At 74.3% G+C, this 12179-nt stretch carries 9 protein-coding genes; 8 read left to right on the top strand and 1 reads right to left on the bottom strand.

What is annotated here, in order from left to right:
• The first annotated feature begins 2 nt into the window (after nt 1–2).
• The 8 genes from KVF89_RS13590 to KVF89_RS13625 all read left to right on the top strand — a co-directional run bounded on the left by KVF89_RS13590 (nt 3) and on the right by KVF89_RS13625 (nt 10898).
• Entirely contained in the window at nt 3–506 is a 504-nt protein-coding gene (locus KVF89_RS13590) for a DUF3180 domain-containing protein (protein WP_257426175.1), read from the top strand.
• A gap of 168 nt (nt 507–674) precedes the next feature.
• Nucleotides 675–1271, top strand: a complete 597-nt coding sequence (locus KVF89_RS13595; RefSeq protein WP_257426177.1) for a hypothetical protein — start codon at nt 675–677, stop codon at nt 1269–1271.
• A 118-nt stretch (nt 1272–1389) separates the two neighbouring features.
• On the top strand, nt 1390–4992 hold the full coding sequence (locus KVF89_RS13600) for a CDP-glycerol glycerophosphotransferase family protein (protein ID WP_257426179.1): 3603 nt from the start codon (nt 1390–1392) through the stop codon (nt 4990–4992).
• Nucleotides 4993–5031: 39 nt separating this feature from the next.
• A complete protein-coding gene (locus tag KVF89_RS13605; protein WP_257426180.1) occupies nt 5032–6213 on the top strand; it encodes a hypothetical protein in 1182 nt (393 codons plus the stop codon).
• The gene (locus tag KVF89_RS13610; RefSeq protein WP_257426182.1) at nt 6210–7073 is read left to right on the top strand and encodes a hypothetical protein; all 864 of its coding nucleotides are present in this window, start codon (nt 6210–6212) and stop codon (nt 7071–7073) included. Before KVF89_RS13605 ends, KVF89_RS13610 begins: the two co-directional genes overlap by 4 nt.
• Nucleotides 7070–8308, top strand: a complete 1239-nt coding sequence (locus KVF89_RS13615; RefSeq protein WP_257426184.1) for a hypothetical protein — start codon at nt 7070–7072, stop codon at nt 8306–8308. Before KVF89_RS13610 ends, KVF89_RS13615 begins: the two co-directional genes overlap by 4 nt.
• Entirely contained in the window at nt 8305–9462 is a 1158-nt protein-coding gene (locus KVF89_RS13620) for a hypothetical protein (RefSeq protein ID WP_257426185.1), read from the top strand. Before KVF89_RS13615 ends, KVF89_RS13620 begins: the two co-directional genes overlap by 4 nt.
• Nucleotides 9463–9500: 38 nt before the next feature.
• Nucleotides 9501–10898, top strand: a complete 1398-nt coding sequence (locus KVF89_RS13625; protein WP_257426187.1) for a bifunctional cytidylyltransferase/SDR family oxidoreductase — start codon at nt 9501–9503, stop codon at nt 10896–10898.
• A 21-nt stretch (nt 10899–10919) separates the two neighbouring features.
• Here KVF89_RS13625 and KVF89_RS13630 read toward each other — a convergent pair whose 3' ends face one another.
• A complete protein-coding gene (locus KVF89_RS13630) occupies nt 10920–12038 on the bottom strand; it encodes a hypothetical protein (RefSeq protein WP_257426189.1) in 1119 nt (372 codons plus the stop codon).
• Nucleotides 12039–12179: the final 141 nt, after the last annotated feature.

The raw sequence follows: 12179 nt of genomic DNA on the forward strand, positions 1-12179 counted from the left end.
GCGTGAGCCGGGACCCGATCCCTCGGCCCGAGGACCCCGAGCGGCCCCCCGGGCCGTCGCCGGACGGGCTGCGGCCGACGGGCCTGCCCACCCTGCTGGTGTGGGTGGCGATCGGACTGGTCGGAGGCTGGGCCCTCCATCCGCTGTGCGACCGGCTGGGCGTCGTACCTCCGCTGGTGTCGGCGGCACAGCCGCTCGCGCTGCTGCTGCTCGCCACGATCCTCGGCTATGTCGCCTGGGTGACGCACCGCGCCGTGCACGTGCGCCGTGAGCGACTCGAGGCGCATCAGGCCGTCAACCGACTGGTGCTCGCCCGCGCCAGCGCCCTCGTCGCGGCGCTGGTCACCGGCGGGTACGTCGGCTACGCGCTCTCGTGGGTCGGCGACGCCGCCGAGCTGGCCGACGAGCGCCTGGCCCGCTCGCTCGTGGCCGCCGCCTGCGCGCTCGCCGCGATGGTGGCCGGACTCCTTCTCGAGAGGGCCTGCCGGATCCACGACGACCGGTAGACGCACGCTCGCGCGTCGTACCGGACATCTCTGCTGTGAAATCGCTGGCTGGGGGACATTCCTGTCCGGTACGACGAACCCCCGGACCCGCCCGGCTGTGACGGTTGGGACGGATGTGACAAGCGTGTCTGCCGCGTCCGGGCCGTCTCGAGGCTTACCGTGCTGGGCATGACCTCCCCTGGCACGTCCGGCAACCGTCGCCGTCAGCGGTCGACCCGCGTCGTGGTCGCCGTGCTGCTCATCGTGCTCGCGGCGCTCGCCGTCGCCGGCACCGCCGTGACCGGCTCCTGGCTCCTGGTCACGATCGCCGCGACCGCCGCCGTCCTGCTGGGCGCGGCCGCCACCAAGATCACCCACACCGAGCTCCTGGACTCCCGTCAGGAGGCTGCCCGCGACCGCGCCGCCCAGGCGCGCGCCTACGCCGAGCTGACCGAGGTCCGCACTGCGGAGAACGTCGAGTTCGCCGCCGACATGACCGGCAAGGTCGCCAAGCGCGACGCCACCATCACCCGCCTCGAGAAGCGCCTCGGCGACGCCGCCGCCGAGCTGGCCGACGCCCGCCGTGAGCTGGCCGAGGCCGGCGACCGGGCGGAGGAGGCGCAGCGCACCGCCGACCGTCTCACCGAGCGGCTGGCGGACGCGGAGGAGCGGGCCGGCCAGGCCGTCGTCCGGGTCGCGGAGCTCGAGGCCGAGCTCGACGTACTCACCGCCCAGATCCACGCCCTCGAGGCCCAGGCCCGCGCGCAGGCCCGTCGCCCCGCCTGACGACGTGTGCGGCCTGCCGGCCGAGGTGCTCTCGGGTTCAGCCCTGACACCCCGTCGGGAGCGAGACGGTCGGTAGCATCGGGCGACCGCCCGTCGACCCCGGAAGGACGCTGCCGCCTTGGCATTCGACCGCGCCCGTGCCCAGCAGAGCCTGATCCGGCTCGCCAAGGCAGGACCCGGGAGGCTGCGCGGCCCGGTCGGCCGCGCCACCCGCAGGTTCCGCGGTGAGTTCGCCGGCCCGCTGGTCACCGTGGTGCTGCCGGTCAGCGACGACGACACCACCCGGATCGGCACCTGCCTGGACTCGCTGAAGGTGCAGACCTACCGCAACCTGGAGATCCTGGTCGTGCGCTTCGGGCGGCACGACCGGGTCACCGCGACCGTGCGCGAGCACGCGGCGGGGGACTGGCGGATCAAGACCCGGCTCCGCGTGGAGAGGTCCCTCGCCGCGGCCCGCAACGCCGGCGTCGCGGCAGCATCGGGGGAGCTGGTCGTGGTCGTCACCCATGCCGGTGACGACTTCGTCCACACCGGCATCGAGCGGCTCGTCGAGGCGCACCACCGCTCGAACTCGCCCCTGGTCGTGGGTGCGATGCGCGAGCCCGACATCGCCGGCTGGATCCCCGACTCGGCGTACGACGCCGCGCACCACACGCCCGTGCGCGGCACCACGCTCGCAGCCACGCCGGTCGCGGTCACCGACCTCGGCCTGGGCAACAAGCTCTTCACCCGGACGTCGTGGCGGCAGACCGGCGTGCGCTTCACCGACGAGTTCCCCGACGGTGCCGACGTCGCCCTCGCCCTGCTGGAGAAGGCGTCCGCCGTCGACCTGCTGGCCGACTTCACCTACATCCCGACCGAGCGTCGCGACGGCGTCCAGGTCGGCACCGTCCCCGATGTGCTCAGCGGGCTGGCCGGCTGGATCGACCGTAACGACCACACCTGGCACCGGGTCGAGGCGCTCGGCCTCCCCGAGGTCCGCGACTGGTTCCTGTGGGGCGTGCTCGACACGGCCGTGCAGCCGCTCATCGCGGACGTCGAGCGGGCCGACGAGAGCCAGTGGCAGACCCTGCGCGACCACGTCGCGATGCTCCTCGCCGCCGCCGACGAGCACGTCTGGGCGCGGCTCAACGCCGAGTCCCGGGTCAAGCTGTGGCTGCTGCAGGGCGGTCACCGCAAGGCGCTCGAGGACTTCCTCGGCGCCCGGCTGTTCACCCGCGGCAACCGGCCCACCGAGATCCGCGACGGCAGGGTCTGGGCACTCCTGCCGCACCACGACGACGCCGAGCTCGGCATCCCGCGCGAGCTGTTCGAGATGACCGCAGACGAGACCCGGTTCCGGGCGATGCTGCGCGAGGCCCGCTGGGTGGACGCCGCCACGCTCGAGCTGACCATCTTCGCGGCCATCGACTTCGTCCACATGACGGCGAGCCCGGCGATCTCCTGCGCCCTCGTCGACCGCGACGCCGGCCGCCGGATCCCGCTGGAGATCCGGCAGTTCCGCGACGCCCGCGCCAACCAGGCGCTGCGCCGCCACCAGGACTTCTCCTGGGGTGCCTTCGACGCCGTCGTCCCGGTCGCCGACGTGGTCGCGGCCGGTGCTGGCGGCGACGGGACCGCCACCTGGGTGGTCGAGGTCGACATCGACGTCGACGGCGTACGACGCTCCGGCGCCGTGCCGCTCATCGACGAGCAGGCCTCGGCCGGCTTCATCGGCCGCGACCACCTCGCGCCGCGCCCGGTGGCCGGCTCGGTGGTGGCCTTCAACCCGCGCTCCGACGTCGTTGGCCTGCGGATCCGCCCCGACCGTGGTCCGCGGCTGCGCACGCTGGAGGTGACCGGTCGCACGGTGTCCGGCGTCCTCGACCAGGCGGCCGACGGCGGGAGGGTCACCGGGCTGCGGGCGACCCAGGGCACCCAGCAGGTCCGGGCCGAGACCACCGAGGGTCCCGACGGGATGGCGTTCCGTCTCCAGCTGCCCGCCGCCTGGACCGGTCAGCGCCGCTGGCAGGTGCAGGCGCTCACCGCCGACGGCCGCGAGGTCGCACTCGGCTGGCCCGCGGCCGCGCCCCAGTGGCTCGGCGTGGGCACCGGCGAGGTGGTCGGCTCCCGTACCGCCGCGGGCGACACCGAGCTCTACGAGGCCGCCGGCACCCTGGTCGTCGACGACATCGTCGTGGAGGGTCTCCGGCTCGACGTGACCGGTCACTGGCTCGGCGCACCGGCACCCGGCGACGCGCGCCTCGCCCTGCTCACCCAGGTCGGCGGCACCGAGGTCCTCACCGCCGAGCTCCACCCCGGCGACGACCCCGGCGAGGTCCGCGCCAGCGTCACCCTGACCACCGACCGCTGGGGCCTCGGCGACCGCCCTCTCGCCCCGGCCTGGCTCTGGCTCGCCGTCACCACCGGCGACACCACGGTCCGGGCGCTCCTCGGCGAGCGCGGCATCGACCGGCTCCACCACTTCATGGTCGGGACCGACCACCCCGGCTATTCGGCCCGCGTCGTGCAGGAGGGCCGCGTCGCCGGCGTCGAGCTGTTGCCGGCCGTGCCGGTCGAGGAGCGGGTCCCCTACGGCCAGACCCAGCTCCAGGAGTGGTACGCCGACGGCGACATCCCGCTCGAGCCCGGCTCCGTCTACTTCCAGTCCTACGTCGGCGCCTCCGCGACCGACAGCCAGCTCGCGCTCCACCACGAGCTGCGGCGCACCCGTCCCGAGCTCACGCTCTACTGGGGTGTCGCCTCGGCGGCCTCCTGGGTGCCCGACGGCGGCGTCCCGGTCGTGATGACCACGCGCGAGTGGTACCGCGTCCTGGCCGCCGCCGGGCAGCTGTGCATGAACATCGACCCCGAGCGCTGGTTCCGCAAGCGTCCCGGCCAGCGGCTGCTGCAGACCTTCCACGGCTACCCGTCCAAGTCGATGGGCATCCGGATGTGGGACGCCAAGCACTATCCGCCTCGGCGCATCGAGCTGGAGCTGGCCCGCACCTCGAAGCAGTGGGACCTGATCCTCACGCCCGAGCCGGACATGGACCAGTACTACCGCCGCGAGTACGCCTACGACGGCCCGATCCACAGCGAGGGCTACCCGCGCGACGACGTCCTCGTCAGTGACCGGGCCGACGCCGTCCGCGAGGACGTACGCCGCCGGCTCGGCATCGCGCCGCACCAGAAGGCGATCCTCTACGCCCCCACGTGGCGCGACGACCAGGCCACCAACTGGCGCGCGGCCGACGCCGTCCACCACCTCGACATCGGCGCCGCCGCGCGTGACCTCGGGCCCGACTACGTCCTGCTGCTGCGCGGCCACCGGTTCCACAACCCGGCCGGCGACGGGACGGACCGGGCCGGCGCGACCCGGTTCCTCGACGTCACCGAGTACCCCGAGATCAACGACCTGATCCTCGCCGCCGACGCCGCCGTCCTCGACTACTCGTCGCTGCGCTTCGACTTCGCCCTCACCCGCCGGCCGATGGTCTTCCTGGTCCCTGATCTCGACACCTACGTCGGCGGTGTGCGCGGCTTCCTCTACGACTACGTCCCCACCGCCCCCGGACCGCACGTCGACACCGCCGACCAGGTCGTCGACCTGCTCCGCGACATCGACGGCCTCCGGCGGCGGTACGCCGACGCGACGGAGACCTTCCACCGGCGCTTCAACCGGTTCATGGACGGCCACGCCGCGGAGCGGGTCGCGGCCGCCTTCTTCGGGGGCCACTAGGATCAGACCTTCCGCCCGATCGAAGGAGTTGTCCGCGCGATGCGTTCTGTGGCCCTGCCCGACGCCCTGCCGGACGGCTCACGGTTCATCCACATCGGCCTCCCCAAGACCGGTACGACGGCTCTCCAGGGCGCTCTCGACCGGGCCCGGCCGCGGCTGGAGGAGCTCGGCGCGCACAACGTCGGCAAGGGCCGGCACGAGATGCGGGTCGGCCAGGTCGCGGCCGACGGCCTGGCCGAGTTCTGGCAGGGCAGCTGGGAGCAGCGCTGGCAGGAGCTGGCGCGGGACTTCCGCACCTCCACCGCGCGCTGCACCTTCTGGTCGAGCGAGTCGCTGAGCCACGCGAAGGGGGAGCGGGTCGCCTATCTCGCCGACGAGCTCGGTGCCGACACCCACGTCGTCGTCACCCTGCGCCCCCTCGCGCCACTCATGGTGTCCCAGTGGCAGCAGTGGCTGCGCCGCCGCGGCGTGCAGTCCCTGGAGGAGTGGGCGGCCAGCCAGTTCGAGGCGGTCTCCGTCGGCGGCGAGGTGAGCGTCGACTACATCCGGTTCGCCCCGATGCTGCACCGCTTCAGCCTGCGCCGGATCGTCGAGGAGTGGGGCCCGGTCTTCGGTGAGGACAAGATCGTCCTCGTCGTCCCCGACGCGAGGGACCGGGCGCGCACCCTCCGCGTCTTCGAGCACCTGATGGGGGTGCCGGAGGTGCTCGAGGCCGTGCCGGAGGGCAATGCGTCACTGCCCTACCCCGAGGCCGAGATGCTGCGGCAGTTCAACCGCGCCTATACCGACCACGACGGCGATCACGCCACGTGGATGGAGGCGATCGGCGTGCTGGCCCGCATCCCGCTGCGTGACTACACCAACACGCTGACCCCGCAGCCGATCCGCGCCCCGCGGTGGGTGGCCGAGCGCGCCAACGAGTACGCCGCTGCCTGGAACGCCGCCGTGGAGGCCTCGGGCGTCACCGTGGTCGGTGACCTCGCCGGCCTCCTCGTCGACCCCGCCGACTACGCCGAGGAGGTCGCGGTACCGACGGCCGTCGACGTGGCGAGCGCCGGGCGCCTGATGGACGTCGTCTTCTCGGCGGCGCTCCGGCACGCCTCCCACCGGCACGAGGCCGCCGCGGTCGCGCCGGGAGCGACCGACCTGACGGCGTACGGCGGGCGGCAGCTGCTCGGCGAGCTCGGCCGCCGCGCCCGGCGCCGGGTGACAGGTCGATGAGCCACCTCGCGAAGAGCCTGCTGCACGTCCCGGACGCCACGGGCGGGATGAACGCCTTCGCGGTCCCGACCTGGTGGGCCTCGCTGGAGGACGAGCGGGTCACCCGCGACGAGGACGAGCGGCCCGACGTGACCGTCGTCCATGTGGACGGGCTGCCCCACGACCGGACGCTGCTCGTCGTCGGGGGCGTCGCGGAGCTGCTGACCGAGCCCACGCTCGCCGGCCTCGAGTCCTGGGTGAGCGAGGTGCGGGCGATCCACGCCGCGGCCGCGGCGCCCGTGCATCTCGCGGTCTCGCTCGACGAGGTGACCTCGCTCGAGCAGCTGCTCGCCCTCGCGGCCGGCCGGCGCTGGCCACGGTTCGACGTCGCCGCCGCGGCCGCGCACACGCGACAGCCGGGCGCCGACCCGGTCCCCCCGCAGAGCGTCCCCGGCGGCCAGGACGCCGCCCGCGCGTACGCCGACGCGCTGGTCGCGCAGGTGGAGGTGCTGCTGCCGCCGGCCTGGCAGACCGCCGCCGACGGCGCCGCCGACGCGACCGCCTGCATCAGCCGGGCCCTCGACACCGACCCGGACGTCGGGCCCGCCGCGGCGCGGGTCCTGCGCGACGCCTGCCGGGCCGCGCTCGCCGGGCTGGAGGCCGACGGCGTCACCGTCAGCGGCCCGCGCGACGCGCTGCTCTGGCCGGTGCCCGCCGAGCGGGGACTGGTCCCGATCGACGTCGCCGCCGACGCGGCGCTCGAGGTGATGCTCGGCGTGCTCGAGCGTCCGGTCGACCTCGCCGCGGACCGGCCCGTCGTCGTACCCGTGGCGGAGCTGCCGGCCCGCGCGCTCCTCGCCCGACTGGGAGGAGGCCGATGATCCGGCCCCTGCCCGACGGCACCACCCTGGTCCACATCGGTCCCTACAAGACCGGCACCACCGCCATGCAGGGCGCGCTGTGGGAGGCCCGCCCGGCGCTCGCCGAGCACGGCGTCGCCTACCCGGGCGAGCTGGCGCACGAGATGAACGCGTCGATGGCGGTCGCCCTCGGCCGGGTCGACCCCGGCAAGGACCTCGACGCCTTCCGGCAGCGCTGGTTCGACCTGGTCGCGCAGCTGCGCGCCGAGCGGCCGCGGATCGGGGTGCTCAGCAGCGAGGTCTACTGCGAGGCCACCGCCGAGGGCGCGCGCACCGTGCTCGACACCCTCGGCCCGCGGACCCACATCGTGATCACGGTGCGCCCGATCGTGCGGCTGCTCGGCTCGCAGTGGCAGCAGTACGGCCAGAACGTCCCCGTGCCGCCCTACGACGACTGGCTGCGCGCGATCCTCGACCCGGCCGCCGTCGGCGAGCCCGACGGCCGGACCGGTGGCGAGGGGGTGACGCCGTCGTTCTGGCGGCGGCACCGCCACGACCTGCTGGTCGAGCGCTGGGTCGACCTCGTGGGCGGCGACCGGGTCACCGTGGTGGTGGTCGACGACCGCGACCACCGGGGGCTGCCGGCCGCCTTCGAGGGCCTGCTCGGGCTTCCCGAGGGGCTGCTCCGCCCGCCGGTCGACAAGACCAACCGGTCGCTCACCTTCGCCGAGGCGACGTTGATGCAGACGCTCGTGGACCGCACGTCCGGGGCGCCGTGGTCGAGCGCCGACCACGGCCGGTTCATCCGCTTCGGCGCCGCCCGCGGCCTGCAGGCCGCACCCCCGGACCCGGCCGCGGAGCGACTGCTCACCCCCGGCTGGGCGATCGACCGGGCTCTCGAGGTCGGCGCCGACATGGCCGTCCGGATCGGCGCGTCCGGCGCGCGGGTCGTCGGTGACCTCGGCCTGCTGTCGGACCGCGCGCTCGCGCCCGCGGAGGGCGAGAACGCACCGGTCGCCACGATCGACCCGGGCGCGGCGGCCGCGCTCGCCGCCGGCATCATCAGCAAGCTCACCGGCGTCCACCCCCGCCCCGAGCACCGTGACCTCGCCGGTCCTGTCGAGCGCGCGGTGTGGTCGCGCCACCGCGCGGTGGTCGAGGAGTGGGACGCCGCCCGTGAGCGTGAGGGCGCCCGCGCGAGCGCCGCCCGTGAGCTGGCCCGCCGCGCCCGCCGCCGGCTCGGGGGCGCCTCGTGACCACCGCGCTGCCCGACGGCGCGAAGCTGCTGCACATCGGGATGCCCAAGACCGGCACCACCGCGCTCCAGCACTCGCTGTGGGCGGCGCGCGCCGCCCTGGAGGAGCACGGCGCCCACAACGTCTCGCGCCGCGCCCACGAGCGGAAGGTCGCGATCACCGCCGCCGGCAACGTCCGCTCCTACTGGGCGGCCGAGCACGAGCGCTGGCAGCAGCTGGCCCACGAGTTCCGCACGTCCACCGCCCGGCGCACCTTCTGGTCGAGCGAGTCCCTGTCGCTGGCCGCGCCGGAGCGGATCCGCGGGCTGCGCGAGGAGCTCGGGCCGTCGTACGTCGTGACGACGATCCGCGCCCTCGCGCCCCAGCTCGCCTCGCGCTGGCAGCAGGGCCTGCGCCGCGCCGATCCGCTGCCGCTCGACGACTGGCTGCGCGCCCGCTTCGCCGAGGAACCGCTCGGCGGTGTCGGTGCCGGGTTCGTGCCCGGTCAGGCGCTGCGCCGGCTCAACCCGCGGCGGGTGCTGCAGGACTGGGGTGCGGTGTTCGGCGAGGAGAACCTGGTCTTCGTCGTGCTCGACCCGGGCGACCACGCCTGGTTGCTGCGCGCCTTCGAGGGCCTGCTCGGCGTCCCCGAGCTCCTCCAGCCGTCGCCGTCGCGCAACCTCTCCCTGCCGCTGCCCGAGGCCGAGATGCTCCGCCACCTGGCCGCGGCCTATCGCGGCCACGGCGGCGACCTCGATGCCTGGATGGCGACCGCCGGCGACACCCGCCGGATCAGGCTGCGGCCCGTCGTCGAGGCCGCCCCGCGGCACCAGACGGTCCGGGTGCCGCGCTGGGCGGCCGAGCGCGCCGACGAGTACGTCGCCGACTGGGTCGAGGCACTGGCGTCCTCCGGCGCCCGGGTGGTGGGCGACGTCCGCCACCTGTTCAGCGACCCCGCCACCCACCCGGTCGAGACCGAGGTGCCCGAGGTCGTCGACGTGGCGTCCGCCGGGCGGATGATGGACGCCTACTTCCGGGTCGGGCTCACGCTGCCGGCTCAGGATCCGGCGCCGGACCCCGATCCCGCGCCCGGCGCCGGTGGCTTGGAGGCGGTGAGTGGCCGGGACCTCCTGCGCGAGCTGCGCCGGCGGGCCCTGCGTCGACGGGCTCGTTGAGTGGGTCGCTGAGTGGCCCGCGTGGGAGACTGCGGCCCATGACGAGGAATGTCGCCGTCCTGCTCGCCGGCGGTGTCGGGAGCCGGGTCGGGCTCGACATCCCGAAGCAGCTCATCAAGGTCGCGGGGAAGACCCTGTTGGAGCACACGCTGCAGGCGCTGCACGACCACGCCGACGTCGACGAGGTCGTCGTGATGATGACGCCGGGACACACCGACGCGGTCCGCGACATCACCCGCAAGGGCGGGTACCCGAAGGTCACCGCCATCCTCGAGGGCGGCGAGACCCGCAACGACACCACGCAGCGCGCCATCGACCACCTGACCGCGGCCGGCGACCCCGCCGAGACCCGGATCCTGCTCCACGACGCGGTCCGCCCGCTGGTCACGCCGCGGATCATCGGCGAGTGCTTCACCGCGCTCCGGTCGTACCCGGCCGTCGACGTCGCGATCCCGTCGGCCGACACGATCATCGAGGTCGCCGCCGACGACACCATCTCCAGCATCCCGCCCCGCGCCTCGCTGCGCCGCGGCCAGACGCCGCAGGCGTTCCGGCTCGACGTCCTCGCCAAGGCCTACGAGGTCGCCGCCGGCGACCCGGACTTCACGGCGACCGACGACTGCAGTGTCGTGCTGAAGTACCTCCCGGACGAGCCGATCATCGTGGTCCACGGCGACGACCGGAACATGAAGGTCACCGAGCCGATCGACGTCTACATCGCCGACAAGCTCTTCCAGCTCACCGGCATCGACCTGCCTCGCGCCCGCGACGAGGCCGGCTACCGCGCGGCCCTCGAGGGCAAGACGATGGTGGTGTTCGGCGGCAGCTACGGCATCGGCGCGGACATCGCCGAGCTCGCCCGGTCGTACGGCGCCACGGTGCTCAGCTTCAGCCGCTCGACCACCGGCACCGACGTCGGCAAGCGCGCCGACATCGCGGCCGCGGCCAAGGAGGCGGTCGCCCAGGCGGGCTCGATCGACTTCGTCGTCAACACCGCCGGCGTGCTGCCCCGCGGCGAGCTCCTCGAGACCACCGAGGAGACGATCTATGCGGCGACCGACATCAACTACCTCGGCCCGATCTTCATCGCCCAGGAGTTCTATCCGCACCTGGCGGCCGCGCAGGGGTCCCTGCTGCTGTTCACCTCCAGCTCCTACACCCGCGGCCGCAGCGGCTACAGCCTGTACTCCTCGGCGAAGGCCGCCACGGTCAACCTGACCCAGGCGCTCGCCGACGAGTGGGCCGACGCCGGGGTCCGGGTCAACTGCATCAACCCCGAGCGGACCGCGACCCCGATGCGCACCAAGGCCTTCGGCCAGGAGGCGCCCGGCACGCTGCTCGACTCCCAGACGGTCGCGCACACCTCGGTCGACGTGCTCATCTCCGACCAGTCCGGGCACGTCTACGACGTCCGCAAGGACGACCCCTTCGCCTGACGCGCGTCGGGGACCCGGACATCACCCCCGGCGACCGAGCAGGCCCCGCCGCCCGCGGGTCGATCCCGGTCCCGGTGGCGCCTCCCGCGTCGGCGCCGCGGCCAGCCGGTCGGCCGCCAGCGCGAGCCCCGCGGCGAACCACGCGGCCACCGCGGCGTCGACCGCCCCAGGCGGTTCCGGCGTGGTGGCGACGTCCGCGACGCGCGTCGACGCTATCGAGTCGAGGTCGCCGTGGACCGGGACGCCGAGGGACCGGATGGTGTCCGCCATCTCCCGGCCGATGTCGTTGGCCTGGCGGATCGCCCAGTCCGGCGTCACCAACCCGGCCTCGCCGGGCGCGGGCTCCCGCGCCTTGAGGTGGTCCTTGAGGTGGCGGAACAGCCGTACGTAGTGCTCGGCTCCGAGCCCGAGGGCGGTGTAGTCGTCGTTGAAGCGGCGCAACAGCTCCGCCTCGTCCGCGGTCAGCGAGCGGTTCTCCTTCGCGTCCTGACCGGCCAGCGTCTCCGGGCGCAGGCCGAGCAGCCGCTCGAAGGTGTGCGGCAGGAACCGGTGGTCACCGGAGTCCAGGACGACCACCACCACATGGTCGCTGCCGACGTGCTCCGCCCAGCGCCGGACCAGCTCGTCGTGCCGGTGGCGGGTCCAGAACTCCCGAGGCTCCGGCGCGGTCACGTCGGTGAGCACCACGCGCAGCCATGCGTCGTACCCGTAGGTGCTCTGCCGCTGCAGGCCCTGCTGGTACTGCGACGACAGGATCCGGGCCAGCGGCCGCAGCGTGACCGCGACCCAGAGGTCGTCGGCGCCGACCTCCTGCACGATCCTGGCGACCTGCGCGTCCGACGCGTCGGAGAGGAACTCGCTGCTGAAGACGCGGCGCTCGCCGCCGTCGGCGGTCAGCTCCCCGACGACCGCGTGCCAGGCCCGCTCGGCCCGGGCCGGGTCGCGGCCGGGGACCGGGCGCCCGGTCACGTACCGCGCGGCCTTCGCGTCGTGCCGGCTCCGTGAGGCGTACCGGACACCCTGCCGGGCCAGCTCCGGCCGCGCCTGGTGGAAGGCGCTCTGAAGGGCGGTGGTGCCGGTCTTGTGCGGTCCGACGTGCAGCAGCCTGGCGCCGGCGGGCAGGGCGGACGGCGTCGACATGAGCCCGAGCCTAGGAGGCCACGGCGGCGTGTGATGCAGGCCACCGGACCGACCCGTTCCGGGGCTCCCCGCGCAGGCGTACCGTTGAGGTGTCCCGGAACCCCGGGACGACAACACTGAGCACAACGTCCGGTACCCACA

The sequence above is a fragment of the Nocardioides carbamazepini genome (assembly GCF_024614185.1).
Classification (GTDB): Bacteria; Actinomycetota; Actinomycetes; order Propionibacteriales; family Nocardioidaceae; genus Nocardioides; species Nocardioides carbamazepini.

Coding starts and splice junctions, on each gene's coding strand:
- KVF89_RS13595 (WP_257426177.1), top strand. CDS start 675: ATGACCTCCCCTGGCACGTCCGGCAACCGTCGCCGTCAGCGGTCGACC.
- KVF89_RS13605 (WP_257426180.1), top strand. CDS start 5,032: ATGCGTTCTGTGGCCCTGCCCGACGCCCTGCCGGACGGCTCACGGTTC.
- KVF89_RS13610 (WP_257426182.1), top strand. CDS start 6,210: ATGAGCCACCTCGCGAAGAGCCTGCTGCACGTCCCGGACGCCACGGGC.
- KVF89_RS13615 (WP_257426184.1), top strand. CDS start 7,070: ATGATCCGGCCCCTGCCCGACGGCACCACCCTGGTCCACATCGGTCCC.
- KVF89_RS13625 (WP_257426187.1), top strand. CDS start 9,501: ATGACGAGGAATGTCGCCGTCCTGCTCGCCGGCGGTGTCGGGAGCCGG.
- KVF89_RS13630 (WP_257426189.1), bottom strand. CDS start 12,038: ATGTCGACGCCGTCCGCCCTGCCCGCCGGCGCCAGGCTGCTGCACGTC.